Source organism: Saccharopolyspora shandongensis, assembly GCF_900106995.1.
Classification (GTDB): domain Bacteria; phylum Actinomycetota; class Actinomycetes; order Mycobacteriales; family Pseudonocardiaceae; genus Saccharopolyspora; species Saccharopolyspora shandongensis.
Genome location: NZ_FNOK01000013.1, coordinates 51,370 through 77,531 on the forward strand (window position 1 = coordinate 51,370; position 26,162 = coordinate 77,531).

Genomic DNA, 26,162 nt, shown 5'->3' on the forward strand with positions numbered 1-26,162 from the left:
CCAGGAAGCGGCTTCGGGGTCGCTGCTTTTCCGGCCGGGCTTCGGGAATCCCCACAGCGGCCGGGGCGGGAGTCACTGATGGGGCTGCGGAGCACCACTGCGGTCAGCGACGTGGCCCGCTGGGCGGGCGGGCGTCGAGCAGAACCGCGCAGGTGATCAGCAGGGCGGCCACCACTAGGACGGCCGCGGCGAGTTCGGTCAGGATTTCGGTGGACATGGTCGGCCCCCGGGCGTGGGTTCTTCGACGCCGCGGCGGGCGCGCAGGCTGGTCAGCGTGACGGCCGCCAGGACCACCACGATGACCGCGAGCGAGAGCGGGGTCGGGATTTCCGGGACGGCGGGCCAGATCCCGTGCGCCCAATGCAGGACCAGCTTCGCCCCGATGAACGCGAGGATGATCGCCAACCCGTGGTTGAGGTGGGTGAGCTTGGCGAGCGCCGTTGCCAGCACGAAGTACAGGGCGCGCAGTCCGAGCAGGGCGAACGCGTTGGTGGTGAACACCAGGTACGGGTCCGCGGTGATGCCGTAGACGGCGGGGACGGAATCGACGGCGAACACCACGTCGGTGGCGAAGACCGCGACGACCACGACCGTCAGCGGGGTCAAGGCGCGTCGGCCGCCCTCGCGAACCGTGAGCCGGGGGCCGCGGTAGTCGTCGGTGACGGGCATCAGCCGCCGCAGCAGTCGCACCGATCGCATCTGCGACACGTCGCGGTCGAAGCCGGATCCGGTGAGCGCCTCGTGCAGGATCTTGACGGCGGTGGCGAACAGGATCGCGCCGAAGACCAGGAACGCCCAGGTGCCCGCCTGCAGCAGGGCGGCCCCGGCCGCGATGAAGACCCCGCGCAGCACCAGAGCCCCGACGATGCCGTACAGCAGCACCCGCTGCTGCAGTTCCGCCGGCACGGCGAAACCCGCCAGCAGCAGCATGAAGACGAACAGGTTGTCGACGGACAGGGACTTCTCCACCACGAAGCCGGTGATGAACTCCAGCGCCTGGCCGCCGCCGAACGCGCTCCACAGGAAGAGCCCGAACACCAGCGGCAAGGCGAGGTAGAAGACCGACCAGCCGATGGCCTCGCGCATGGAGACCTCGTGCGGGCGGTGGGTGACCAGGAAATCGGCGCACAGCAGGGCCAGCAGCACGGCGATGCTGATGCCCCAGAGCCACGGCGAGCCGATCGAGTCCGATGAGGCGGCGAGAACGGCCGGACGAGACATGGAGGCTCCTCGAACTCAGTCGCGTTCGAGGTCTCCTTCGCCCGCCGAGGGCGGCCTGCCGGGGATGCCGACGGGCATCCGTCCTGACCGGTCAGACCCTGCGGAAGTACTCCCCTCGAGCCGAGTATCGAGCAGCGCCCGGGCGGCAGCCACCGCAAAGCGCTCGCCGGGCCTCCCGGCGATCGGTGCGGCGTGCGCGCCCCTGCGGTGCTAGCGCGGGGTCAGCCGTTGACCTTGGACCGGAGGCCGTCCAGGACGAGTTCGAGCCCGCGCTCGAAGTCCGCCGGTCCGCCGGGCGCCCGGTCGATCGCGCCGGCGCTCGCCGCCTGCAGCGCCATCTGCTCTTCCACCGTGTGGCCGAAGACGAGGTGCAGCAGCGCCCTGGTGCCGACGTCGACCAGGTCGTCGGACAGGCCGCCGTCGCGCAGGGCCGCCCGCAGCTGGTTCGCGGGCTCGGCGGCACCGAGGCCGAAGGTGTGCGCCGTGACGACCACCTCCGCGCCGTCGCGGTAGGCGAGCATCGCGTCCCGGAGCTCGGCGCAGACCTCGACCACGCGCCGGTCCCATTCCCGGGCCCGGTGCGCTCGCCGGCCCCTGGTCAGGATCTCGTCGGCGACCGCCGCCAGCAGCGTCTGCTTGTTCGGCACGTGGTGGTAGAGGGCGCTCGGTTGCACGCCGAGCTCGGCGGCCAGCCGGCGCATCGACAGCGACTCCAGCCCGTACTCGTCGAGGACCGCGATCGCGCGATCCACGACGTCGCTCCGGTGATACCGCACGCAGACCCCTCCCGTTTGACCGATCGCCCCGCCCAGTTTAACCTGAACGCCGTTCAGGTGAACACTGTTCAGGTTGCCGCCTGCCGACCCGGGAGAAGCGATGAACACCACCTTCCACCAGCTCGCCGATGCGATCCTCGCCGGGGTGCCGGCCACCCCTGAGGACGCCCTCGCGGTGCTGCGCGCCGACGACGCCGAGCTGATGTCCGTCGTCGCTGCCGCCGGCCGGCTGCGCCGCGCGCACTTCGGCAACGCGGTGAAGGTGAACTACCTGGTGAACCTGAAATCGGGGCTGTGCCCGGAGAACTGCAACTACTGCTCGCAGGCGCTGGGCTCCGACGCGCCCATCCTGAAGTACTCGTGGCTGTCCAAGGACGAGACCCTCCGGCAGGCCGGTGCCGGGCTCAAGGGCGGCGCCAGCCGGGTGTGCCTGGTCTCCTCCGGCCGCGGGCCGTCCACCCGGGACATCGACAAGGTCACCGAGATGGTCGGCGCGCTCAAGGAGGAGTACCCGGACGTCGAGGTCTGCGCGTGCCTGGGGCTGCTCAAGGACGGCCAGGCCGAGCGCCTGAAGGCCGCCGGGGTGGACGCCTACAACCACAACATCAACACCGCCGAGAGCAACCACGACAACATCGTCCAGACCCACACCTACGCGGACCGGGTCGACACCGTGGAGAAGGCGAAGGGCGCGGGGATCTCGCCCTGCTCCGGCCTGATCGCAGGCCTGGGCGAGACCGACGAGCAGCTCGTCGAGGCGCTGTTCGCGCTGCGGGAGCTGGGCTCGGACTCGATCCCGGTCAACTTCCTGATGCCCTTCGACGGCACGCCGTTCGAGAACACCTGGGAGCTCTCCCCCACCCGCTGCGTGAAGATCCTGGCGATGGCCCGTTTCGTGTGCCCGGACAAGGAGATCCGGATCGCCGGCGGCCGCGAGATGCACCTGCGTTCGCTGCAGCCGATCGCGCTGCACGTCGCGAACTCGATCTTCCTCGGCGACTACCTCACCTCGGAGGGCCAGGAAGCCAAGGCGGACCTCGAGATGATCCGCGACAACGGCTTCGTCGTCCTGGGTTCCGAGGAGGACATCGCGCAGCAGGCCGGGCGGCTGGAGCCGGTCGATCCGGCGATCCGGCGCCGCGGTGCGGGCACCGACGTCCTCCCCAACGCCTGACATGGCCGCCGAAACACTGCTCGCGTTCGACCGCGAGCACCTGTGGCACCCGTACACGTCGATGGCCGACCCGACGCCGACGCGCCTGGTCACCGGTGCCGTGGGCAGCCGGATCACCCTCGACGGCGTCGGCGAGGTGGTCGACGGGATGGCGTCGTGGTGGTCGGCGATCCACGGCTACCGGCACCCCGCGCTCGACGCGGCGGTGCGCCGGCAGGTCGAGCAGATGTCGCACGTGATGTTCGGCGGGCTCACCCACGAGCCGGCGGTCGAGCTGGCCCGGCGTCTGGTCGACCTCACGCCCGCCGGTCTCGACCGCGTCTTCCTGGCCGACTCCGGGTCGGTGAGCGTCGAGGTGGCGATGAAGATGGCGCTGCAGTACCAGCGCGGCGCCGGCCGGCCGGAACGGACCCGGTTCCTCACCGTCCGCGGCGGCTACCACGGCGACACCTTCGACTGCATGAGCGTGTGCGACCCCGACGGCGGCATGCACGCCATGTGGTCCGGCGTGCTGCCGGAGCAGGTGTTCGGCGAGCGCCCGCCACGGCAGGACGGCGACGTCGACGCCTGGGCTACCGGCTTCCGCGCCCTCGCGGCCGAGCACGCGGACCGGCTCGCCGGGCTGATCGTGGAGCCGCTGCTCCAGGGCGCCGGCGGCATGCACCCCTACCCGGCCGCATGCCTGCCGGTGTTCCGCGAGATCGCCGACGAGCACGGACTGGTGCTGGTCTTCGACGAGATCGCCACCGGATTCGGCCGCACCGGAACCCTTTTCGCCGCCGACGCCGCCGGGGTGACCCCGGACGTGCTGTGCGTCGGCAAGGCGCTCACCGGGGGCTACCTGTCGCTGGCCGCCACGCTCTGCACGGCGGAGGTCGCCCGTGGTGTGTCCGCCAGCGATTCCGGCGTCCTCATGCACGGCCCCACCTTCATGGGCAACCCGCTGGCCTGCTCGGTCGCCTCGGCCAGCCTGGATCTGCTGGCCACCGGCGACTGGGCGGCGGACGTGCGCCGGATCAACACCGGTTTGCAGGCGCTGCACGACATCGACGCCGTCGACGTGCGGGTCCTCGGCGCGGTCGGCGTGGTCCAGCTCGACCGCCCGGTCGACGTGGTCAAGGCGACCGAAGCCGCCCTGGAGCAGGGCGTGTGGCTGCGCCCGTTCCGCGACCTGATCTACGCGATGCCGCCGTACGTGTGCACCGACGACGACGTCGCCGCCATCTGCGCCGGGATCGCGGCCGCTGCGGAGGCGGGATGAGCGGCTGGGAAGCGTGGTTCGCCGAGCAGCGGGCCAAGCGCGAAGACGCCGGGTTGCAGCGAACGCTGCGGCCGCGGGCGGTCGAGGACGACGTCATCGACCTCGCCAACAACGACTACCTGGGGTTGAGCTGCGATCCCGAGGTGCGCCGGGCGGCCGCCGATGCCGCCCTCGCCTGGGGCGCCGGGTCGGGTGCCTCCCGGCTGGTCACCGGCACCACCACGCTGCACGCCGACCTGGAGCGCGAGCTCGCCGAGTTCACCGGCCGCGAGGCGGCGCTGGTCTTCTCGACCGGCTACCACGCCAACCTGTCGGCGGTGACCGTGCTGGCGGACAAGCAGACGCTGATCGTCTCGGACGCGCACGTGCACGCTTCGCTGATCGACGCCGCGCGGCTGTCCCGAGCGGCGATCGAGGTGGTCCCGCACAACGACGTCGCCGCGGTCCGGGCCGCGTTGGCCGAAACCGGTGACCGACGGGCGATCGTGCTGACCGAGTCGGTCTTCTCGGTGCTCGGCGACGCCGCTCCGCTGGCGGATCTGGCGGCGGCCTGCGCCGATCACGACGCGCTGCTCGTCGTCGACGAGGCGCACGGGCTCGGCGTGGTCGGTGACGGCGGCCGAGGACTGGTGCACGCCCACGGCCTGGCCGACGACCGGCACGTGGTGATGACCGCGACGCTGTCGAAATCGCTCGGCGCGATGGGCGGCGCGGTGCTCGGCTCCGCCGCGCTGATCGACCACCTCACCAACCGGGCCCGCCCGTTCATCTTCGACACCGGGCTGGCACCGGCACCCACCGCCGGCGCGCTGGCCGCCCTCCGCCGGCTGCGCGGGCGGCCCGGTTTCCCGGCCCGGATCCACCAGCGCGGCGGCGAGCTGGCCGACCGGCTCGGCGTGCCGCGGTCGGCGGGCGCCGTGCTCTCGGTGCCCATGCCGTCGCCGCAGGTCGCCGTCGCCGCGCAGGCCGCCGCGCTCGCAGCCGGAGTCCGGGTGGGCTGCTTCCGGCCGCCATCGGTGCCCGACGGGATCTCCCGGCTCCGGATCACCACCCACGTCGGCCTCGACGACGAGCGCTGGGCGCACGCCGTTGACGTGCTGGCCCGCACCATCGACGACCACGGGCGGCAGGCATGATCACCATCATCACGGGCACCGACACCGGTGTCGGCAAGACCGTGGCCACCGCGGCGCTCGCGGTCCGCTCCGGTCCGGGCACGATCGTCGTGAAGCCCGCGCAGACCGGCATCGGCACCGACGAGCCCGACATCTCCGTCGTGGCGCGGCTGGCGGGCTGCGAGGTCGCCGAGTTCACCCGGCTCGAAGATCCCCTCGCGCCGGACACGGCCGCCCGGCGGCGCGGCATCGAGATCCCGCCGATCGGCGAGCACGCGGCCCGCATCCGCGAGCTCGCCCGGACCCGCGACACCGTCATCGTCGAAGGCGCGGGCGGCCTCCTGGTCCGCCTCGACACCGAAGGCGGCACCCTGCTGGACCTCGCCACCGGGCTCGCCGTGGACCACCCGGTGCGGGTGTACGTCGTGACCCGGGCCGGGCTCGGCACCCTCAACCACACCGAACTCACGGTCAACGCCCTGCGTTCGCGACACCTGGAGCCGGCGGGACTCGTGCTCGGCGCGGTGCCGGAAACGCTTGGCCTGGCCGAGGAATGCAACCTCGCCGAGCTGCCCCGCGTCACGGGAGTTCCGATCGTGGCGGCGATCCCCGACGGCGCCGGCGGTCTCGAACCGGAGCAGTTCCGGGCGCGAGCCGACTCCTGGCTGGCCGGCTTCCGGGCCGGTTACGCCGTTTCGTAGCCGAGCCGGGCGCCGAGGTTCCTCGCCGCCTCGCGCACCGCGGCGCCGAAGACCGCTTCGTTCTCCTCGGTCAGGCGGCTCATCGGGATGTTCACGCTGAGGCTGGCGATCGGCTTCTCCGGGCCGTCCAGGACGGCGGCGGCGACCGAGCCGACGTCGGCCCGCCATTCCCCGTGGTTGAGCGCGAATCCGCGGTCCCGGATCCGGGCCAGCTCGGCGAGCATCTGGTCCGGGTCGGTGATCGTGTTGTCGGTGTAGCGCGGTAGCTCGTCGGCGAACAGGCGCTTGAGGACTTCCGGGCCGCTGTTGGCGAGGACCGCCTTGCCGTTGGCGGACGCGTGCAGGGGAAGCGCGTGCCCCAGGGCCATGCTGATGCGCAGCGGCTTGGACGTCTCCAGCCGCTCGATCAGGACGACCCTGTCCTCCTCGGGGACCGTGAGGTGGATCGTCTCCTCGGTGCGGCTGCGCAGGTCCTCCATGATCGGCCTGGCCGCGTCGCGCAGGCCGAGATCGCCGCTGGCGCGGCCGCCGATCGCGAGCGCCTTGGTGGTCATCACCCACCGCTTGACCTCGCCCGATGCCGGGCGGATCCACCCGGCCTCGTCGAGGGTGAGCAGCGAGCGCTGGACCGAGCTCTTGGGCATGTCCAGCGCGCGGGCCAGGTCACCGACGCCGATCGGCTGCCGCGCGGCGACCTCTTCCAGTACCCGCAGCGTGTTCAGGACGTTGCGCAATGCCTTGACTCCTCAGTCCGCCGTGCCTACTCTCTCGGCGCTTTCATACGGCACAGCGTACCACCTCACGGCACAGTGGTTTCACGATACGGCGACTTCCCGGCACAGCTGCTTCACGGCACGGCTTCGGCTACTCGGCGCAGAAGGGTTTGGTGCAATGGCCGCCAACAGCGGACGGCATTTCCTGCAGATCCCCGGACCGACCAACGTCCCCGACAGCGTGTTGCGCGCCATGGCGCAACCCACGATCGATCACCGCGGGCCGGACTTCGCGGAGCTCGCGCAGGACGTGCTGAGCGGGGTCCGCCCGGTGTTCGGCACCGATCGGCCCGTCGTCATCTACCCGTCCTCGGGCACCGGGGCCTGGGAGGCGGCGCTCGTCAACACCCTGTCCCCCGGCGATCGCGTGCTCGCGTTCGAAACCGGCCACTTCGCCACCTTGTGGCGCGACATGGCCGAAGGCCTCGGGCTGATCGTCGACTTCGTCCCGGGCGACTGGCGGCGAGGCGTCGACCCGGCCGTCGTCGCCGAGCGGCTGGCCGCGGACGAACAGCACGGCATCGCCGCGGTGATGGTCGTCCACAACGAGACGTCGACCGGGGCCACCAGCCGCGTGCCGGAGATCCGGGCGGCCATCGACGAAGCGAACCACCCCACACTGCTGCTGGTCGACACGATCTCCTCGCTGGGCTCCATCGACTACCGGCACGACGAGTGGGGCGTGGACGTCACGGTCAGCTGCTCGCAGAAGGGCCTGATGCTGCCGCCGGGACTGGGTTTCAACGCGATCAGCGAGAAGGCGCTCGCCGCCGCCGAAGGGGCGCGGCTGCCGAAGTCGTACTGGAACTGGGCGCCCATCCTCGAAGCCAACGAACGCAGCTTCTTCCCCTACACCCCGCCCACCAACCTCCTCTACGGACTGCGGGAAGCGCTGTCGCTCCTCGAAGCGGAGGGAATGCCCAACGTCTTCGCCCGGCACGACCGGCACGCCGGGGCGACCAGGGCCGCCGTGTGGGCCTGGGGCCTGGAAGTGCTGTGCGCCGACGAACGCGAGTACTCCAGCTCGCTGACCGCCGTGCGGTTGGGCGAGGAGCACGATGCGAACAAGGTCCGCGAGGTCATCCTCGACCGCTTCGACATGTCGCTGGGCGCCGGCCTGGGCAAGCTCACCGGTCGCGTGTTCCGCATCGGCCACCTCGGCGACTTCAACGACCTGACGCTGGCCGGCACCCTCGCCGGCGTCCAGATGGGACTCGAACTGTCCGGGGTGCCCATCGACCCCACCGGCCTCCAAGCAGCGCTGGAGGTGTTGCGCGCCTAGGGAATGTTTTGAATTCGGTTTGCGTGGCGGTGCGGGTGGCGGAACCTCAGGAGTCTTCTCGCTGTGGGATCCCCGACATCATGAATGACCTATTCACCACGTCGGGGCTGTCCTCGCGAGAAGCCCCCTGAGAACCCGCGGCGGTGCGAGGTGAGTCCCACACCGCAAGCGGCTACCGCCGCTTATAAAGCATGGCCTAGGTAAATCAGTGCGGCGCCCTGGCCCGGCCGGGCGCGGCGACTGCGAAGACGAATCGGTGGAGAGGAATCGCGATGACCGTCCCGACAACTGACGCTTCCGCCGCACAGCACACCCTCGGTTCGCGCCTGGAACGCGCGCTCCGCGCCGCGCTGGACGGCGAGGTCGCCTTCGACGACTACACCCGCCACCTCTTCTCGCGCGACGCCAGCATGTACTCGATCACGCCGCTGGGCGTCGCGTTCCCGCGCCACGACGAAGACGTCGCCGCGGCGGTGAAGGCCGCCGCCGAGCTCCGTGTGCCGGTCGTGCCCCGCGGCGCGGGAACGAGCCTGGTCGGCCAGACCGTGGGGCCCGGCCTGGTGCTCGATATGTCCCGGCACCTGAACCGGATCCTGGAGATCGACCCGGTGGCGCGCACCGCGCTGGTGGAGGTCGGCGTCGTGCAGGACCAGCTCAACCAGGCCGCCGCCGCGCACGGGCTGATGTTCGGCCCGGACACCTCCACCAGCAACCGGGCCACGATCGGCGGGATGATCGGGAACAACTCCGCGGGCAGCGGCTCGCTGACCTACGGCATGACGATCGACCACGTGCGGGCGCTGGACGTGGTGCTCGCCGACGGCTCGTGCACCCGGTTCGAGCCCGTCGACGAAGCCGAGCGGGCGCGCCGGGCTTCGGCGGAGACCCTCGAAGGCCGGATCTACCAAGCACTTCCGGGCCTGGTCACCGCCAACGAGCACGTCATCGAGGCGAAGATGCCGGCGTTCTGGCGCCGCGCCTGCGGCTACCGGCTCGACCGGCTGGTGGGCTTCGGGCCGGAAAAACCGTTCGACCTGGCGAAGTTCGTGGTGGGCGCGGAGGGCACGCTGGTCATCGCCACCCGCGCGCTGGTGGACCTGGTGCCCAAGCCCCGGCGGACGGTCTACGCCGTCGGTCACTTCACCGACACCGCGAGCGCCATCTCGGCCACCACGGACGCGTTGAGCTGCGATCCGCACCAGGTCGAGCTGATGGACCGGACGATCCTGGACCTGTCGCGGCAGAAGATCGAGTTCGCCGGCCTCGGGAACGTGCTGGTCGGCGACCCGGGCGCGCTGCTGTTCGTCTCCTTCACCGGCGACGACGAAGCGGATCTGGTCGCGCAGCTCGACCGGCTCGATGCGCGGTGGCAGCAGAGCGGGCACGGCTACCACACGCTCCGCGCGGTCACGGCCGCCGAGCAGTCGGCGCTGCTGAAGGTCCGGAAGTCCAGCCTGGGCCTGCTGATGGCCGCCGGTGAGGGGACCCGCCGCCCGCTGGCCTTCGTCGAGGACACCGCCGTGGACCCGGTGCACCTAGCCGAATACACCAAGCGGTTCAAGGAGATCCTCGACGAGCACCGGATGGAGGCGGGGTTCTACGGCCACTGCTCGGTGGGCTGCCTGCACATCCGCCCGTTCGTCGACCTGACCGACCCCGGCGAGGTCGCCAAGATGCGCGCCGTCGCGGAAGCCGTCAAAGACCTCGTCGCCGAGTACGGCGGTGTGAACTCCAGCGAACACGGCGACGGCCTCGCCCGCAGCGAGTTCAACCGGGAGATCTTCGGCGACGAGCTGTACGAGGCCATGCGCGAGGTCAAGCGGCTCTTCGACCCCGGCGGCGTCATGAACCCCGGCAAGATCGTCGATGCGCCGTCGATGACCGAGAACCTGCGCGACCGCGACGCGCTCCCGCCCGCCCCACCGCTGCGGACGGCGCTGGAGTTCGAGGTCGTCGGCGGCATGCGCGGCGCCGCCGACCGCTGCATGAACATCGGTGCCTGCCGGAAGTCCACCGCCGGCGTGATGTGCCCGTCCTACATCGCGACGAAGAACGAGGAGCACTCCACCCGCGGCCGCGCCAACGCGTTGGTGAAGGCGCTGTCCGAACCGGATCCGCACGCGGCGCTGGGCGGCGAGCGCCTCCACGAAATCCTCGACCTCTGCCTGATGTGCAAGGCGTGCAAGAGCGAATGCCCGATGAGCGTGGACATGGCCTCGCTGAAGGCCGAAACGCTCGCGCACCACCACGAGATCCACGGGACTCCGCTCCGGTCGCGCGTGTTCTCCTCGATCCGCGCGCTCAACCGGCTCGGCTCGGCCACCGCCCCGCTGTCCAATCTGCCCGGCCGGATCCCCCTCCTGCGCCGGATCCTGGATCGCACGCTCGGCATCGCGGCGGCCCGCCCGCTGCCCACGTTCCAGCGGGTCAGCCTGCTCCGCTGGTTCCGCCGCCGAACGCCCGCGCCGCCCGCCGCGCCGCAGGGCGCGGTCACCTGGCTCGCGGACTCGTTCACGACCTTCACCGAACCGCACATCGGCCGGGCGGGCATCGAGCTGCTGGAGCGGTCGGGTTGGCGGGTGGATCTCGCGGGCGGCGGCTGCTGCGGGCGGTCGAGCATGTCGAAGGGAATGCTGGACGACGCGAAGAAGAAGGCGACGGCGCTGGTCACCTCGCTGGAGCGGGACACCGCACCGGATTCGCCGATCGTGGGCTGCGAGCCGTCGTGCGTGTTGATGCTCCGCGAGGAGCACAAGGCGCTGCTGCCCGATTCCTCGGCGGTGCGCGCCGTGGCGGAGCGGGTCAAGCAGGTGGAGGAACTCCTCGTCGAGGCGATCGACGCGGGCCGGCTGGCCCTGCGCGGGGATTCGTGGCTCGCGGGGCGCCGCATCGTCTTCCACGGCCACTGCCACCAGAAGGCCGAAGTCGGCACCGCCGCCACGGTCGCCCTGCTGCGCCGGATCCCGGGGGCGGAGGTCGTGGAGATCGACGCGGGCTGCTGCGGGATGGCAGGCTCGTTCGGCTTCGAGTCGGAGCACTACGAAACGTCCATGACCGTCGGCGGGGACCGGTTGTTCCCGGCGCTGGCGGCGGAACCCGAGGACACGGTAGTGGCCGCGACCGGGATTTCGTGCCGGCAGCAGATCTTCCACGGCGCGGGGCGCACCGCGTGGCACCCCGTGGAGCTGGTGCGCGAGGCCCTGTCCGTCGGCTAGAGCCTGTTTCCGAACTTGCTCTGCTTGGCGGTGCCGGTAGCGGAACCTCAGGCGCCTTCTCGCTGTGGGATCCCCGACTCATGAAAGCCAATTCACCACATCGGGGCTGTCCTCGCGAGAAGACACCTGAGAACCCGCGGCGGTGCAAGCGGCGAGGGCGGGCTAAGCGGCTGCGCCGCTTCAAAGACAAGACCTCACGTTGCCACGCCGCACACCACGACATTCAAAAGAGCCGCTAGGAGGCACCATGCGAATAGTCCGCTACCGCCTCGGTGACCGGGTCGGCCGCGGCGTCGTCGTCGGCGACCTGGTGCACGAGCTGCCCGACGGCAACGACGCCCCGGGGCGAGTCGTGGGTCCGCTGTCGGGCGTCACGCTGCTCGCCCCGTGCGAGCCGCGCGTGATCGTCTGCGCGGGCAGCAATTACGCCGACCAGATCGCAGAGAAGGGCAGGCCCTGGCCGGAGCAGCCGTCGCTGTTCCTCAAGGCTCCCAACGCGATCACCGGTCCGGATGCGGAGGTGCTGCGGCCGCCCGAGGTGCGGCGGCTGGAGTACGAAGGCGAACTCGCCGTCGTCATCGGCCGCACCGCGCGCGACGTGCGGGCCGATCGCTTCGCCGACGTCGTGTTGGGCTACACCTGCGCGAACGACGTCACCGCGCACGACTGGCGCGCCGACGGCCAGTGGACGCGGGCGAAGAGCGCGGATACGTTCTGCCCGCTGGGCCCCTGGATCGAGACCGAGGTGTCCGACCCGTCCGCCCTGCGGATCACCACGAGGCTGGCCGGGGAGGTCGTCCAGCGGGGATCGGTCGCGGACATGGTGTTCGGGATCGGGGAACTGCTGGCCTTCGTCACCCGCTGGATCACCCTGGAGTCCGGTGACGTGCTGCTCACCGGCAGCCCGGCCGGGGTGGGACCGATGGCACCCGGAGACGCCGTCGAGGTCGAGATCTCCGAGGTGGGCGCGCTGCGCAACGTGGTGGCCGACCGGGTGTGACCCGGCCAGCCGACCGCCAGATTCCGTCGTCGTACCAACGAATCCACCAACCCCTGCGAGCCAACGTCTGCCTCGAGGAGTGTCGATGTCCTTACAGGTAATATCGATCATCGGCCTGGTTCTGATCTTCGCCTTCGCGACCGTGCGCTCGGTGAACATGGGAGCGGTCGCGTTCCTGGGCGCTTTCCTGCTCGGCACGTTCGTGTTCGACAAGTCCAACGACGATCTCTTCGCCGGCTTCCCGGGTAACCTGTTCGTCACCCTGGTCGGCGTGACCCTGCTGTTCGCCATCGCCAAGGCGAACGGCACGGTCGACTGGCTCATCCACAGCGGAGTGCGGGCCGTGCGGGGGCGAATAGCACTCATCCCGTGGGTGATGTTCCTGGTCACCAGCCTGCTGACGATGGTGGGCGCCGTGGTCCCCGGCGCGGTGGCGATGATGGCCCCCATCGGGATGAACTTCGCGACGCGCTACCGGATCAACCCGCTGCTCATGGGGTTGCTCATCATCAACGGCGCGAGCGCGGGCGGCTTCTCGCCGATCAGCATCTTCGGCAGCATCACCAACGGCGTGGTGGAACGCAGCGGCCTGCCCGGGAATCCCGTGCTGCTGTGGATCAGCTCGCTGCTGTTCAACACGCTGCTGAGCGTCGCGGTGTTCTTCATGTTCGGCGGGCGGCAACTGCTCGGCAGGCGGGTCAGCACCGATCCGGCGCAGCAGGAGGACGAACCGACGGGTGGCGGCGGCACGGCGACCGCGACCCGGACGACCACGGCCATCGAGGCGACCACCTTGAACGTGCAGCGGATCGCGACGCTCGTCGGGCTCGCCACGCTGGCCGTCGGCGCGCTGGTGCTGGAGTTCGACGTGGGCCTGCTCGCGCTGAGCATCGCCACGATCATCATCCTGCTGTGGCCCGGTGTCACCAAGAAGTGCGTTTCCGAGGTCGCGTGGCCGACCGTGCTGCTGGTCTGCGGCGTGGTGACGTACGTGAGCCTGATGGAGGACGTCGGCACCATCGAGTACCTGGGCAACGGCGTCGTCGGCATCGGGATCCCGCTGCTGGCCGCGTTCGTCATCTGCCTGATCGGCGGCGGGGTGTCCGCGTTCGCGTCGACCACCGGGATCCTCGGCGCGCTCATCCCGCTCGCGGTGCCGTTCCTGCAAACCGGCCAGGTCGGGGCGATCGGCCTGATCATCGCCCTGGCGATCTCGTCGTCCGTGGTCGACTCGTCCCCGTTCTCGACCAGCGGTGCGCTCGTCGTCGCCAGCACCCCGGAGGAGGCGCGGGACACCACGTTCAAGCGGCTGATGGCGTGGGGCATGAGCATGATCGTGGTCGCGCCCGTGTTGTCGGTCGCGATCTTCGTGCTGCCCGGCTGGCTCTGACGGAACCGTTCCTAGGGTGAATGGCCGCTGTTGGCCAGATCGCCACAATCCGGACTGACAGTCCGGTGATCTCCCGAACGGTCGTGGAGATCGGGGAACAACACGAGTTGCTCACCTCGGCGCAGACAGGTCTTCCCACCACGTCGTGGTGTGCCCGCTGTCCTCGGTGGTCGCGTGCGCCCACGTGGCCTGGGGGCGGGTGCGGTCTGGCCGGTAGCTCTCCGCAAACCGATCCTCCGGTCGGGTGCGGTCACACCTGGCCGACGCCGCACCCGGTGTCCCAGGCCACGTCTGCCGATGGCCACCGCGGCAGCGTGATGCCGCGTGACCACAGTCTTGCTTTGCCTTTGGAGTGGGGTTTTCCAGTGCTTCTCGCCCCACCTGCTGGTGTACGCCGGATCGACAGCGATCACCAGCAGCCCGGCGTGGTAGACCATCCCGCGAAGGCGTTCTCGAAACCGCGCGGTGGGAATCCCGGCCACGGTGCGGCGAAACCGCTTGCCGCGCTGGCCGCGTCCCATCGTTTCCCGGCCGGTGGTGCGGGCATCGGTGAAGCCGAGGTTTTCGATCGCGATCCCCACACACCCATGCTCGCGGGCGAGATAGATCAGGTCGCTGATCGCCTGGCGCAGCCTCCCGTCCCGCCTGGAGGCGGGCCCGGTGAGATCAAGCGGGATGGTGTGCGGTGCACCGACCGGGTTGCCGTGCGGGTCGACCACCGTTGCGGCGAGGTGATCGGCATTGAGGTCGGCACTCACCAAACGCCCACCCTCAGCGGCGATTTCGTCCGGGGTGGGAACAGCAGCCGTCGGTGTGGACCACGATGCGTCGATGTACCAGCGTCCCCGCTGCGGATCCTGCACGATGTCGTAGCGCACCGCGGTGTTCGCGGTGATGCGGTCGAGCCACTCGCTGCGGCGGTGGTGGAAGGTCACCGTGCACTCAAGCTGGTACCGGCCGCGCGCCGCATTCGCCAGATGCCGCAACGGCTCCGGCAACACGATCGTCACCACACCTGTATCCGGATGAACGCTGATGGTGTAGTTACCGAAGGACGCCCCGGATTCGCCGTCAGCGGTGAGAAAAAGGCGCGTAGCATCCCACTGTTCGCGCCACCGTTCGACGGTCAATCCCGCATCGTCAAGGCGATGGCGGGAGCGGGCGAGGCGTCGCCCGCCCACCACGATCGAGGGGCGGCCCTCCCGGATGAGCTGCTCGACCTTGGCCAACCGTGTCTGAAGCACCTGAGCGCGACGGTACTTCTGCCAACGCTCGCTGGCGTCGGCATATCCCCGGACCCCGTTCGTACGCTGACCACACGGCGCGGACAAGCGGCGCTTGATCGTCCTGATCGCCTGCTTGAGACTAATTCGCTCGGCGTGCAGGCACCGCATCGACAGCCGGTACTGATCCTCACTGACCCGGGTAATCGCACCCGCCCACCGCGACGACGACACCGCCGTCAGAGCTTTCTTCCGCCACGCCCGCCCGCTCTCCTTTGCCGAAACATCGCCGATACGGACTCGTTCGGCCAGATCAGCACGGGCAATACGGCCAAGATGCCGACCAACGAGCGCCAGAACCCTCTCATCAGCCGGTGAGACGCGGAGCCGGTCGCGAATGCGGGCCCCGGAAGGCGCGGCGACGGTAAACGACGCAGCAATCCGCCGTAACCGTCGCTTTCCCACCAGTCACACCCTCCACACAAGATCACAGAAAGACTAACAGTCAGTCACAACACCGCTCACACAGGGTGTCGAATGACCGACTCCGGCCAACAGCAGCAAAGACAGCTGACGACCCGGGGTTCGGTGGCGCGTGCCGCCGAACCCCGGGCCACCGAACGTCATTCCCGCAGGCGTTCCTGGGCGATCTTCACGTAGCCGTCGTGACCGGTGTCGATCCCGTGGATGCCGAGCGAGACGCTGAACAAGAACGACGACAGCTGCTCGACGTGCTCCCGGAAGTGCTCGCGCGGCCGTCCGCCCGCGTCGACGTAGGCGGCCAGCAGCCGGTCGAGGCCGGATTCGCCGAAGGCCCGGCGCGGGGCGATGAAGTCGAGCGCCGGATCGTCGACCGCGGCGTCGGTCCAGTCCAGGATTCCGGTCAGCATCCCGGAATCGTCCACGAGCAGGTGTCCCGGGTGCAGGTCGGCGTGCACCAGGTGGAGCCCGGCGGGCTCGCCGATCCAGTACCGGTCGTCGTCGATCCACTCCCGCCACCGGCGAGCCCGCCGCTCGGGAACGTCCAATTCGGACTCCGCGCGGCGGAGGTGGTCGTCGGCCTCGTCGCGCACCGCCGTGCGCGCCGACACCGGAACACCGAGCTCGGCGATCGCCGCCACTGGCGCGCGGTGGAGTTCCGCGATCACCGCGCCGAGGATCCCGAAGAGCTCTTCGGGCACGTCGATCCACCACTCGTACGCCAACGTCACCGGATCTTCCGGCGCCAACGGCGAACCGGGCAGCCGCCGGTAGGCGACGAACTCGGAGGTGCACACCTCCCACCGCGGCAACGCGACGTCCAACCGCGGCCGCAGGAACTCCAGCAGCCGCTGCTCCCCGGCGATCAGCTCGCTGACGTCGGGACGCCGCGGCACGCGCAGCACCCACCGCACGCCATCGGCATCCACGGCATGCCCGACCTGGAAATCCCAGCCCCTCTCATCGATTTCGAGCACGCGAACCTGCAGCCCGTGCTTGCGGGCGAGATCGACGAACACGCCACGAACCGTAGCGCCCGGAGGCCGCTCGCCGCGATTCATTTCAGGCGCCGCGGATCATGGCGAGCACCACCTCGCGCAGCGGACCGTCGGTGGCGAGCCGCTCCACGGCGTCGAAGTGATGGCCGTCGGCCTGGTCCACCACCTGGCACGGCACCTCGTGCGCCGACCACGCGCGCACGAGCTCCGCCTGCTGGCGCGCGAACTCCGACGACTCGGCTCCGCCGAAGGTCAGGATCAGCGGGGCGACATGGGCAGGCCGCTGCCGGACCGGGCTGTTGCGCCGCGCGGTCTCGCGCGTCATGCCCAGCTTCTCGTTGAGGTAGCAGGCCTGGATCGGTTCGAGGTCGTAGAGGCCGCTGATCGCGCACGCCCCGGTCACCAGGTCGGCGGGCAGGCCGAGATCTTCCCAGCGCGTGGCCATGGCCGTGGCCGCGAGGTGACCGCCGGCGGAGTGCCCGGCGACGAAGATCCGCCCCGGATCGGCCCCGAACTGCGGGGCGCGCCTGGTGATCTCGGCGATCCCGGCGCGCACATCGGCGACGATCTCGTCCATCCCCGCCTCGGGCGCGAGCCGGTAGTCCAGCGAGGCGAAGCAGATACCGCGGGCCGTGTACGGCGCGGCGAGGAAGCCGAACATCTCCTTGTCCAGCGACTGCCAGTACCCGCCGTGCACGAACACCAGCAGCGGATCAGCCCCGGTCGGCGCCGCCGGCGGGTAGACGTCGAACGCCTGCTTCGGATGGTCGCCGTAGCCGACCGACCGCACGTCCGCCGCGGAGCGCAGCTGCTCGCTCTCCGCGACCCACCGGGCGAAGATCTCCTCGTGGTCCGGGATCCCGGCGCGCACGTTGTACTCGGCGTCCAGCCACTCCCGGCTCCGCTCGATCCCATCGACGATCATCGCGCAAAATCCTCCGCGTAGTCCCTGCACAACAAGTCCGGCCGCTGCCTCCGACGTCTCGCGGGCACTCGATCACGCCCGTCGGCCGGCCGGACTACAGTCTCCGGCGGACAACCGCTGGCTGTCTCGCGCGAACCGGCCACACACCGTCGAAGGGCTGCCAATGTTCGGCAAGAGCGAGGACCGCGAGGACTACCAACGCACCGCCCGGCCGCTCGCCGCGATGGCTCGCGACCTGCCGGACGGCCACGCCATCCCGGAGCACTCGCACCGCCGGGCCCAGCTGATCTACGGGACGTCCGGAGCGATCACCGTCACCACCCCGGAGGGCACCTGGGTGGCACCGCCGCAGCGCGCGGTCTGGATCCCCGCCGGAGTCCGGCACGCGATGCGCACCTCCGGCCCGGTCCCGATGCGCACCGTCTACGTCGAGCCCGGTGCACGCCCGCACCTGCCGACGTCGTGCACCGTGGTGGCGGTCACGCCGTTGCTGCGCGAACTGCTGCTCGCGGCGACCAAGATCCCGATCGACTACGACCCGCGCGGCCGCGACGGCCTGGTCATGGAGCTGCTGCTGGACGAGTTCGCGCCCCTCGCGGTAGTCCCCCTGCAACTCCCGCTCCCCCGCGATCCCGTCCTGCTGCAGATGTGCCGGCGCCTCATCGGCGAACCGGAGCTGGCGTGGACCACCGCCGACGCGGCGAGCCACGCGCACATGAGCGAGCGGACGCTGGCCCGCCGATTCGTCGCCGAGGTCGGCTGCACGTTCGGCCGCTGGCGCCAGCAGGCGCGGCTGCTGGCGGCCATCGAGATGCTCGCCAAGGGCGAGTCGGTCACGAGGGTATCGGCGCAGCTGTCCTACGAGAGCCCAAGCGCGTTCACCGCGATGTTCCGCCGCAGCCTCGGCAAACCCCCGTCCCAGTACTTCGACGGCCTCCCGGCGGAATGACGGCGCGTCCCGATATTCCACTGTGGACCCGCATAGGCTGCGCCGCGAGCCCGAACGAGACCGGCCTGCCGGTGATTCCGGGTCCGCGTCGACGAGCGGGCTTCCCATTCCCGGACCAGGGCACGCGCCTGGCCCTACGATGAACTCGCCCGCGGTGTGGCTCGCCGCCCTCGGGGACGACGGGCGATGCGAAGGACTGGAGACCATGCGGGTAACGGTGCTCGGGCCGGTCGGAGCCTGCGCGGACGACGGGACCCCGATCCGCGTTCCGGGCGTCAGGCCGCGCATGCTGCTGGCCAGGCTCGCGCTGACCGCGGGCGAAAGCGTGCCGACCGGCGCTCTCATCGACGACCTCTGGTCCGGCGATCCGCCGACCGAGGCGGTCAACGCATTGCACGCGCTGGTGTACCGGCTGCGAAAGGCGTTGGGCAACGCCGTGGCGCTGGAGTCGATGGGAACGGGCTACCGGCTCGCGATGCCGGCGGAGAACGTCGACGCCCACCGGTTCGAGGAGATGGCCACACGGGGCAGGCAGGAACTAGCAGCGGACTTGCCGCGGGAAGCGACCGCATCGCTCGGCGCGGCGCTCGCGCTGTGGCAGGGCGCCGCCCTCTCCGACGTGCGCGACGCCCCGTTCGCGACCAGGGCGAGCGCGCGCCTGGAGGAACTCCGGATCGGCGCCCTCGAAGACCGTTTCGATGCGGAGCTGCGACTCGGTCACCACGCCGGGATCCTGGCCGACCTGGAGGCGCTCTCCGCAGAACACCCGCTCCGGGAACGGCTGGCCGCGCTGCGCATGCGCGCGCTGCACGCGGCCGGCCGCCAGGCCGACGCCCTGGCCGTGCACGAGGAACTTCGCCGCGCGCTCGCCGACGAGCTCGGCGTCGATCCCTCGGCAGAGGTGCGGGAGGCCCACCTGGCCGTGCTGCGCGGCGCGACGAACCGGCAGGGCACGGCCCGAATCGGCACCGGGCCGCCTACCCGCGCCGCTGACCGCGTTCGTCGGCCGGGACGACGAGTTGGAGCTGCTCGCCGAGTTGGTGGAAACCTCCCGGCTGGTCACGGTCCTCGGCCCCGGCGGGGTGGGCAAGACACGGCTGGCGGTGGAGGCGGCGTCCCGGCATCGGGCCCACCGGCGCGGCCGGTTGTGGCTGGTCCCGCTCGCCGGGGTGAGCGGACCGGACAGCGTGGCCGACGCGGTGCTCGGCGTGCTCAGTTCCCCGGACGGCAGGCTCTCCGGCGGCCAGGGTGATCCGCTGGACCGGGTGGTCGAGCTGCTCGGCGGCGGGGAGTCCGTGCTCGTCCTGGACAACTGCGAGCACGTCGTCGGGGCCGCCGCGGAGTTCGCCCGGCAGCTGCTGGAACGCCAGCCGCAGCTGGCCATCCTGGCCACCAGCCGGGAATCGCTGGAGGTCATGGGCGAGGCGCTGTGCCGCCTCGGGCCGCTCGACCTGCCGCGGCACCGCGCGGACCCGGCGGATGCGTCCAGGTCCGCCGCGGTGCGGTTGTTCGTCGACCGCGCGGCGGCCGTGCGACCGGGTTTCGAACTGAACACGTCCACTGTGGATGCTGTGGTGAACGTGGTGCGCAGGCTGGACGGCCTGCCGCTCGCCCTGGAGCTGGCCGCGGCGCGGCTGCGGGCGATGAGCCCCGAGCAGATCGAGCGGCGGCTCGACGACCGGTTCCGGTTGCTGTCCACCGGAAACCGAGCGGCGCAGCCGCGCCAGCGCACCCTGCACGCGGTGATCGAGTGGAGCTGGGACCTACTGACCGAGCAGGAAAGGCTGCTGGCACGGCGGATGTCGGTGTTCCCCGCCGGGACCGGTGGCGCCGCGGCGGAGGCGGTGTGCTCGGACGCGGCGGACCTGCCGGCCGACGATGTCGGCTACGTGCTCGACGCGCTCGTCGAGAAGTCCATCGTGGAGCAGGCCGGGAACGGGTACCGGATGCTGGAGAGCATTCGGGCCCATGCCGCGCAGAAACTCCGGCAGGCAGGGGAAGAAGAGCAGGTCCGAGGACGGTTCACGCGCTACTTCGCCGGGTTGGCCGAGGAGCACGAGCCGCTGCTGCGCTCCGCCCGGCAGCTGGAGTCCCTGCTGATCTTCGACTCCGAGTACGACAACCTGATGTTCGCACTGCGATCGGCCATCGACGACGGTGATCCGGGCACCGCGGTCCAGATCCTCGGCCCGCTGTACTGGTACTGGAACTCCCTGCGCTACGACGCGCGGACCGACAACTACGTGGCCAGGGTGGTCGAGTTCGGCGACGCTCTGCCCGAGGACGCCCGCGCCGCGTTCACCGCGATCCACCTGCTGGCCGGAGACAGCGGGCCGAAGGCCGACGCCGAGCGGACTCACGCCCTGATCGAGGACTGCGCACGCACGGGAGCGCTCCAGCGCTACCCGGTGCTGCTGATGGCGACCCTGCCGATGGGGCACTTCCTCGGCCTGGACGAGCTGGTCGCACGCCAGATGCGGGAGGTGCGCGCCCGCCCCGATCGGTGGGCCACCGCATGCACGTTCATGGTGGAAGCGTTCATCCACCACGATCACGGCGACTGGGTCGGCTGCTCGACGGCGCTAGCGCACGCGTTGCGCGGGTTCGAGGCGACCGGTGACCGCCTGTGGACGGCGATGGTGCTGTCCGGCCAGGCGCAGGTGCACTCCGTCGAGGGCGACCACGACGAAGCGATCGCCGCCTTCGAACGGAGCCTCGCGCTGACCCCGCAGGACGCGTTCTCGTACCGGGTCGGGCTCGCCACCGAACGGATGCGCAGCGGCGATCTCGACGGCGCCCGGCGCGACATCGACGCCGCCGAGCAGGAGGCCCGGGACCGCGGCCAGCGACTGCTGGAGACCGAAGCCCTGGTCGTCATGACCGAGTTCCACCGCCGCTCGGGACATCCGGACCGCGCGGACCGGGAGCTCGACCGGATGGCGCTGCTGGCCCGCGAGACGCCGCTGCCCGCCGATGCGATCGAGGCCCGGATCGCCTCGGCGAGAATGGCGAACCGGCTCGCAGCGGGCGACGCCGCGGCGGCACGCGAACTGCTTTCCAGCGCCGTTACCGCTGCATTCGCCCACCGGGACATCGCACCGGCCGCCCAGCAGCTCGCGATGCTGCTGCACCTGGAGGGCGATCCGGTCGGCGCGGCCACCGCACTGGGGATGAGCCAGACCATCCGCGGCGCGTTCGACCACGGCGACCCGGAACTGCGCGAGCTCGTCACCGAACTCGCACAGCGCCTCGGCCAGGCCGAATATGACGAGGCGTACCGCCGGGGCGCCGAAATGCCGCGCCATGAAGCGCTCGAGCGACTGACCGCTTACACGACCTGACAGCCGCGCGGCCGGGCTGTCAGGTCGCTGTCAGACGGCTGTCATCGCCGGTCGGCATCGTTGCCCGCGTGTCGAAAACGCAACGCAACCCACGACGCTGGCTCGTCCTGGTCGTGCTGTGCCTGAGCACCCTGGTCCTGACGATCGACAACCAGGTGCTCACGGTCGCGATCCCGGTGCTGGTCCAGGACCTGGCGGCGGACTCCCAGGACATCCAGTGGATCGGCGACGCCTACATCCTGACCACCGCGGGCCTGCTGCTCACCGCGGGCAGCCTGTCGGACCGGTACGGGCGACGGCGGGTGATGATCAACGGCCTGGCCCTCTTCGGGCTGTCCTCGCTGCTGGCGGCCGACGCGTCGAGCGCGGGCGAGCTGATCGCCTACCGCGCGCTGATGGGCGTGGGCTGCGCGCTCGTGCTGCCCAGCACGCTGTCGATCCTGATCACGGTGTTCGACGACGAGGAGCGGCGCAAGGCCACCTCGGTCTGGTCGTCGGTGCTGATGGTCGGCATGATCGGCGGCCCCATCCTCGGCGGGGTGCTGGTCACCGGCTTCGGCTGGGGATCGGTCTTCCTCATCAACGTGCCGATCGCGGTCGCGGCGATCATCGCCGCGCTCGCCCTGATGCCCGAGTCCAAGGCGCCCGCCCGCCGGGCCGATCCGCTCGGCGCGGTCCTGTCGATGATCGGGCTGACCGTGCTGGTGTGGGCGATCATCGAGCTCCCGGTGACCGGCCTGACCCACCCGGCCACCCTGATCCGGCTCGCGGTGGCCGCGGCCGTCCTGGTCGCGTTCGCGGTCTGGGAGACCAGGACGGCCTCCCCCATGGTCCCGCTCGGGCTGTACCGGGATCGCGACTTCTCCGGCGGTAGCTTCGCGCTGGTCCTGACGCAGGTCGGATTCGGCGGGCTGGTCCTGGTGTTCACCCAGTACCTGCAGTTCGTCCTCGGCTACACCCCGACCCAGGCCGGCGCGATGATGGTGCCGCTCGCGCTGGCCACCATCCTGACCAACGCCCTGGGCGCCACCCTCGGCGACAAGATCGGCAACCGGACCATGACCGCGGCCGGCCTGACCGTGGTGGCCGTCGGATTCGCCCTGCTGGGGAGCCTTTCCCCGGACAGCGGCGTCGTCTCGGTGGCGTTGGCGCTGGCGGTGTTCGGCGTCGGGGCCGGTCTGGCGCAGCCCGCCGCGGTCGCGGCGCTCATGAACGCCGTTCCGCCGGAGCACGCGGGCGTCGGCTCCGCGGTGAACGACACCATGCAGCAGGCCGGAGCTGCCCTCGGGATCGCCGTCCTCGGCAGCGTGCTGGCCGCGAACTACACCGCCGCGATGCCCGCGACCGCACCGGAACAGGCCCGCGCCTCGATCGGCGACGCGCTCGCGCTAGGGGATGCCGGGCTCGCGCAGGCCGCTCGTGAGGCGTTCAGCTCGGGCATGGCGATCACCTGCTGGGTCACCGCCGCGCTGGTGCTCGCCGCCGCCGCGCTCGCCCGACTCGTCATGAAGGGCCGCAACTCCCCCGCGCCGCAGCAGGTTTCCGCAGAAGTCTGACGTACGAACCCGAACGACTAGGAGCACAAAGTGAGAATCATCGTGGACGAAGCGAAGTGCACCGGCGGCGGCCAGTGCGTGCTCGCCGCCGAGGAGGTGTTCGACCAGCGCGACGACGACGGCGTCGTGGTGCTGCTCGACCCGGCGCCGCGGGCCGATCTGCACGATGCGGTGCGGGAAGCCGCGATGCTGTGCCCCGCCGCGGCGATCCGCATCGAGGAAACGCCGTGACCGTACCCGACGACGTGCTGATCGTCGGCGCGTCCGTGGGCGGCCTGACGGTGACGGAAGCCTTGCGCCGCAAGGGATTCACCGGCCGGATTAAGGTCGTCGGCGAAGAGCCGCGCCCGCCCTACGACCGACCGCCGCTGTCCAAGGAGGTCCTCATCGGACGGTGGTCCGCGGAGGCCGTCCACCTGCGTCCCGCCGGCGGGCTGGACGAGCTGGGGGTGGACTGGCTGCTCGGCCACCGCGCCGAGCAGCTGCGGCTCGACACCCGCACCGTCGTGCTGGACCGGGGCAAGGCCCTGTCGTACGGGGCGCTGGTGATCGCGACCGGTCTGGTGCCGCGCCGACCGGCCGGCTTCGCCGAGGCGCACACCCTCCGGACCCTGGACGACGCGCTCCGCCTGAGGAAAGAACTCCAGAACGCGCTGCGAGTCGCGGTGATCGGCGCGGGAGTTCTCGGCTGCGAGGTGGCAGCCGCCTGCTGCGCCCTCGGCAAGCAGGTGACGCTCATCGAGCCGGGACCGGCGCCGATGGCGTTGCAGCTCGGCACCGAGCTCGGCGGTCACGTCGCCGCACTGCACGAATCGCGCGGCGTGCGACTGCGCACCGGCGTCGGTGCCGCCCGGCTCATCAGCGAGGACGGCAAGACCTCCGGGGTGGAACTGACCTCGGGCGAGGTCGTCGAGGCCGATCTCGCGGTGCTGGCGGCCGGGTCAGCACCCGCCACCGGATGGCTGGTGGACAGCGGCCTTCGCCTGGACGACGGGGTGTGCTGCGACGACTCGCTGCGAGCCGCCGAGGACGTGTACGCGGTCGGCGACGTCGCCCGCTGGCACGAGCCCGGCACCGGCACCGCCGCGCGGCTGGAAACCCGCACCAACGCCACGGAACAGGCCCTGATCGTCGCCGAAAACATCCTCGGCGGTGACCGCCGGTACAGCCCGATCCCGTACTTCTGGTCGGACCAGCACGACACCAAGATCCAGGTGCACGGCGTCATCGCGCCGCATGCGCGGATCCGGATCGCCGAAGGCGATCCCCGCGAGGGCCGCTTCCTCGCGCTGGCCGAGGACGACGACGGGGTCACCGCCGCCATCGGCTGGAACCACCCCCGCGGCGTCCGCACCGCACGCCGCACGCTGCGAAATCCCTTACCAGTAGGAGGAAATCGATAATGACCGAACCGTTCACGAAGGCAGAGCTGCTGTTCCAGCGGTCTCCCGAGCACCCGTTCCACCTGCCGCCGGAACTTGTTCGCCTGCGCGAGGAACGGCCGCTCGTGCGGATGAGCTACCCGGACGGGCACGAGGGCTGGCTGGCGACCGGCTACGACCAGGCCCGCGCGGTGCTCGCGCATCCCGGGTTCAGCAACCGGTACGAGCTGCTGCACGTGCCGATGCCCGGTATCACCGAGCCGGCAGCGCCCGCGCTGCCGGGCGACTTCCTCGGGACGGACGCGCCGGTGCACACCCGCTACCGCAGGCTGCTGGCCGGGAAGTTCACCCCGCGCCGGATCCGCCTGCTGGCGGAGCAGGTGGCCGAGTTCACCACTGCGCGCCTGGACGCGATGCAGCGCCAGGGCTCCCCGGCGGACCTGATGGAATTGTACGCGAGGCCGATTCCGGCGCTGGTGATCTGCGAGCTGCTGGGCGTCCCCTACGCCGATCGCGAGAAGTTCCAGCACCTCGCGGACGGCATGGTGCTGCGGGACGGGGCCACCCCGGAGGACCAGATCGCCGCGATGAAGGGGCTGCAGGACTACGTCAGCGAGCTCGTCCTGGCCAAGCGCGCCAACCCCACAGACGACGTCCTCAGCGAGCTGACCACCAGCGACCTGACGGACGAGGAACTGTTCGGACTCGGCGGATTCCTCCTGTTCGCGGGCCTGCACACGACCGCGAGCGTGATCGGGATGGCCACCTTCGCCCTGCTGATCAACCCCGACCAGCTCACCGCCCTGCGCGAGGACCCGGACCTCGCCGACGGCGCCGTCGAGGAACTGCTGCGCTACACCGGAATCGGCCCCTGCACGGTGCGGGCGGCGCTGGAGGACGCGGAGATCGACGGCCAGGTGATCAAGGCGGGCGAAAGCGTCACCGTCTCCATGGACGCGGCCAACCGCGACCCGGCCAAGTTCCCGAACCCGGACGCGCTGGACCTGCGCCGCAACGCGGCGGGACACCTCACCTTCATCCACGGCGTGCACCAATGCCTCGGCCAGCACCTCGCGCGGATCGAGCTGCGCACAGCGCTCCCAGCACTCGTCACCCGCTTCCCAGACCTGCGCCTGGCGATCCCGGCGGAAGAAGTACCGATGCACACGAACTCGAACATCTACGAAGTGGAGAGACTCCCCCTGACCTGGAACGCCTGACCCGCCCCGGCCCAGCGAGACCCACCTCGCTGGGCCGAGTCATGCGCCGCGGCCGAGGTCGCTCATCGCCGCAGAGAAGTGCGCCTTCCCATGAGAACCTCGGAGACTTCAAGAACTCCGCGTCGCAGATGCGGAAGGTGACGCCGCGGGCCTTGACGCGGCGCGTGTACGGTCATCACA

General features: G+C 70.8%; 21 protein-coding genes. 15 read left to right on the top strand and 6 right to left on the bottom strand.

The window, feature by feature from the left end; genetic code table 11:
* Positions 1-198 precede the first annotated feature (198 nt).
* Positions 199-1,221 (bottom strand): TerC/Alx family metal homeostasis membrane protein, encoded by a 1,023-nt coding sequence (locus BLW84_RS16070; protein ID WP_093266163.1) that lies wholly within the window; start codon positions 1,219-1,221, stop codon positions 199-201.
* A 221-nt stretch (positions 1,222-1,442) separates the two neighbouring features.
* Complete coding sequence (locus BLW84_RS16075; protein ID WP_093266165.1) at positions 1,443-1,997, bottom strand: TetR/AcrR family transcriptional regulator C-terminal domain-containing protein; 555 nt, start codon at positions 1,995-1,997, stop codon at positions 1,443-1,445.
* A 100-nt stretch (positions 1,998-2,097) separates the two neighbouring features.
* Between BLW84_RS16075 and bioB the strand changes: the two genes are divergently transcribed.
* From bioB to bioD, 4 genes are read left to right on the top strand one after another with little or no spacing between them, the layout of a single operon-like run.
* A complete protein-coding gene (gene bioB, locus BLW84_RS16080; protein WP_093266167.1) occupies positions 2,098-3,171 on the top strand; it encodes a biotin synthase BioB in 1,074 nt (357 codons plus the stop codon).
* Between the two features lies 1 nt (position 3,172).
* The gene (locus BLW84_RS16085) at positions 3,173-4,432 is read left to right on the top strand and encodes an adenosylmethionine--8-amino-7-oxononanoate transaminase (protein WP_093266169.1); all 1,260 of its coding nucleotides are present in this window, start codon (positions 3,173-3,175) and stop codon (positions 4,430-4,432) included.
* Positions 4,429-5,568, top strand: a complete 1,140-nt coding sequence (locus BLW84_RS16090) for an 8-amino-7-oxononanoate synthase (RefSeq protein WP_093266171.1) — start codon at positions 4,429-4,431, stop codon at positions 5,566-5,568. The genes BLW84_RS16085 and BLW84_RS16090 overlap by 4 nt, the downstream gene beginning before the upstream one ends.
* Complete coding sequence (bioD, locus tag BLW84_RS16095) at positions 5,565-6,248, top strand: dethiobiotin synthase (RefSeq protein WP_093266173.1); 684 nt, start codon at positions 5,565-5,567, stop codon at positions 6,246-6,248. Before BLW84_RS16090 ends, bioD begins: the two co-directional genes overlap by 4 nt.
* Here bioD and BLW84_RS16100 read toward each other — a convergent pair.
* Positions 6,233-6,982 carry an IclR family transcriptional regulator gene (locus BLW84_RS16100; RefSeq protein WP_093266175.1) on the bottom strand — a complete coding sequence of 250 codons (750 nt, stop codon included), beginning with the start codon at positions 6,980-6,982 and terminating at the stop codon, positions 6,233-6,235. The genes bioD and BLW84_RS16100 overlap by 16 nt on opposite strands.
* Positions 6,983-7,139: 157 nt before the next feature.
* Between BLW84_RS16100 and BLW84_RS16105 the strand changes: the two genes are divergently transcribed.
* The 4 genes from BLW84_RS16105 to BLW84_RS16120 all read left to right on the top strand — a co-directional run bounded on the left by BLW84_RS16105 (position 7,140) and on the right by BLW84_RS16120 (position 13,908).
* Positions 7,140-8,303, top strand: a complete 1,164-nt coding sequence (locus tag BLW84_RS16105; RefSeq protein ID WP_093266177.1) for a pyridoxal-phosphate-dependent aminotransferase family protein — start codon at positions 7,140-7,142, stop codon at positions 8,301-8,303.
* Between the two features lie 272 nt (positions 8,304-8,575).
* A complete protein-coding gene (locus BLW84_RS16110) occupies positions 8,576-11,518 on the top strand; it encodes an FAD-binding and (Fe-S)-binding domain-containing protein (protein ID WP_093266179.1) in 2,943 nt (980 codons plus the stop codon).
* A 247-nt stretch (positions 11,519-11,765) separates the two neighbouring features.
* Positions 11,766-12,518: a fumarylacetoacetate hydrolase family protein gene (locus BLW84_RS16115; RefSeq protein ID WP_093266181.1), complete on the top strand. Its 753-nt coding sequence runs from the start codon at positions 11,766-11,768 to the stop codon at positions 12,516-12,518.
* Positions 12,519-12,603: 85 nt separating this feature from the next.
* Positions 12,604-13,908, top strand: coding sequence for an SLC13 family permease (locus BLW84_RS16120; RefSeq protein WP_093266183.1), 1,305 nt, complete (start codon positions 12,604-12,606; stop codon positions 13,906-13,908).
* Between the two features lie 11 nt (positions 13,909-13,919).
* Here BLW84_RS16120 and BLW84_RS16125 read toward each other — a convergent pair whose 3' ends face one another.
* The 3 genes from BLW84_RS16125 to BLW84_RS16135 all read right to left on the bottom strand — a co-directional run bounded on the left by BLW84_RS16125 (position 13,920) and on the right by BLW84_RS16135 (position 17,534).
* Positions 13,920-15,596, bottom strand: a complete 1,677-nt coding sequence (locus BLW84_RS16125) for a hypothetical protein (RefSeq protein WP_218157334.1) — start codon at positions 15,594-15,596, stop codon at positions 13,920-13,922.
* Between the two features lie 158 nt (positions 15,597-15,754).
* Positions 15,755-16,630 carry a macrolide 2'-phosphotransferase gene (locus tag BLW84_RS16130; protein WP_177226497.1) on the bottom strand — a complete coding sequence of 292 codons (876 nt, stop codon included), beginning with the start codon at positions 16,628-16,630 and terminating at the stop codon, positions 15,755-15,757.
* 43 nt (positions 16,631-16,673) lie between these two features.
* Positions 16,674-17,534 carry an alpha/beta hydrolase gene (locus BLW84_RS16135; protein ID WP_093266188.1) on the bottom strand — a complete coding sequence of 287 codons (861 nt, stop codon included), beginning with the start codon at positions 17,532-17,534 and terminating at the stop codon, positions 16,674-16,676.
* Between the two features lie 163 nt (positions 17,535-17,697).
* Between BLW84_RS16135 and BLW84_RS16140 the strand changes: the two genes are divergently transcribed.
* The 7 genes from BLW84_RS16140 to BLW84_RS16165 all read left to right on the top strand — a co-directional run bounded on the left by BLW84_RS16140 (position 17,698) and on the right by BLW84_RS16165 (position 25,982).
* Positions 17,698-18,483 (top strand): AraC family transcriptional regulator, encoded by a 786-nt coding sequence (locus tag BLW84_RS16140; RefSeq protein ID WP_093266190.1) that lies wholly within the window; start codon positions 17,698-17,700, stop codon positions 18,481-18,483.
* 205 nt (positions 18,484-18,688) lie between these two features.
* A complete protein-coding gene (locus BLW84_RS49095; RefSeq protein WP_245761181.1) occupies positions 18,689-19,735 on the top strand; it encodes an AfsR/SARP family transcriptional regulator in 1,047 nt (348 codons plus the stop codon).
* Complete coding sequence (locus BLW84_RS16145) at positions 19,653-21,824, top strand: ATP-binding protein (protein WP_245761182.1); 2,172 nt, start codon at positions 19,653-19,655, stop codon at positions 21,822-21,824. The genes BLW84_RS49095 and BLW84_RS16145 overlap by 83 nt, the downstream gene beginning before the upstream one ends.
* A 68-nt stretch (positions 21,825-21,892) precedes the next feature.
* Complete coding sequence (locus BLW84_RS16150) at positions 21,893-23,380, top strand: MFS transporter (protein WP_093266192.1); 1,488 nt, start codon at positions 21,893-21,895, stop codon at positions 23,378-23,380.
* Positions 23,381-23,410: 30 nt separating this feature from the next.
* A complete protein-coding gene (locus tag BLW84_RS16155) occupies positions 23,411-23,611 on the top strand; it encodes a ferredoxin (protein ID WP_093266194.1) in 201 nt (66 codons plus the stop codon).
* Positions 23,608-24,783 carry an NAD(P)/FAD-dependent oxidoreductase gene (locus tag BLW84_RS16160; RefSeq protein ID WP_093266195.1) on the top strand — a complete coding sequence of 392 codons (1,176 nt, stop codon included), beginning with the start codon at positions 23,608-23,610 and terminating at the stop codon, positions 24,781-24,783. Before BLW84_RS16155 ends, BLW84_RS16160 begins: the two co-directional genes overlap by 4 nt.
* The gene (locus BLW84_RS16165) at positions 24,783-25,982 is read left to right on the top strand and encodes a cytochrome P450 (RefSeq protein WP_093266197.1); all 1,200 of its coding nucleotides are present in this window, start codon (positions 24,783-24,785) and stop codon (positions 25,980-25,982) included. Before BLW84_RS16160 ends, BLW84_RS16165 begins: the two co-directional genes overlap by 1 nt.
* The last annotated feature ends 180 nt before the right edge of the window (positions 25,983-26,162 follow it).

Coding starts and splice junctions, on each gene's coding strand:
- BLW84_RS16165 (WP_093266197.1), top strand. CDS start 24,783: ATGACCGAACCGTTCACGAAGGCAGAGCTGCTGTTCCAGCGGTCTCCC.
- BLW84_RS16090 (WP_093266171.1), top strand. CDS start 4,429: ATGAGCGGCTGGGAAGCGTGGTTCGCCGAGCAGCGGGCCAAGCGCGAA.
- BLW84_RS16070 (WP_093266163.1), bottom strand. CDS start 1,221: ATGTCTCGTCCGGCCGTTCTCGCCGCCTCATCGGACTCGATCGGCTCG.
- bioB (WP_093266167.1), top strand. CDS start 2,098: ATGAACACCACCTTCCACCAGCTCGCCGATGCGATCCTCGCCGGGGTG.
- BLW84_RS16085 (WP_093266169.1), top strand. CDS start 3,173: ATGGCCGCCGAAACACTGCTCGCGTTCGACCGCGAGCACCTGTGGCAC.
- BLW84_RS16120 (WP_093266183.1), top strand. CDS start 12,604: ATGTCCTTACAGGTAATATCGATCATCGGCCTGGTTCTGATCTTCGCC.
- bioD (WP_093266173.1), top strand. CDS start 5,565: ATGATCACCATCATCACGGGCACCGACACCGGTGTCGGCAAGACCGTG.
- BLW84_RS16105 (WP_093266177.1), top strand. CDS start 7,140: ATGGCCGCCAACAGCGGACGGCATTTCCTGCAGATCCCCGGACCGACC.
- BLW84_RS16110 (WP_093266179.1), top strand. CDS start 8,576: ATGACCGTCCCGACAACTGACGCTTCCGCCGCACAGCACACCCTCGGT.
- BLW84_RS16135 (WP_093266188.1), bottom strand. CDS start 17,534: ATGATCGTCGATGGGATCGAGCGGAGCCGGGAGTGGCTGGACGCCGAG.
- BLW84_RS16115 (WP_093266181.1), top strand. CDS start 11,766: ATGCGAATAGTCCGCTACCGCCTCGGTGACCGGGTCGGCCGCGGCGTC.
- BLW84_RS16140 (WP_093266190.1), top strand. CDS start 17,698: ATGTTCGGCAAGAGCGAGGACCGCGAGGACTACCAACGCACCGCCCGG.
- BLW84_RS49095 (WP_245761181.1), top strand. CDS start 18,689: ATGCGGGTAACGGTGCTCGGGCCGGTCGGAGCCTGCGCGGACGACGGG.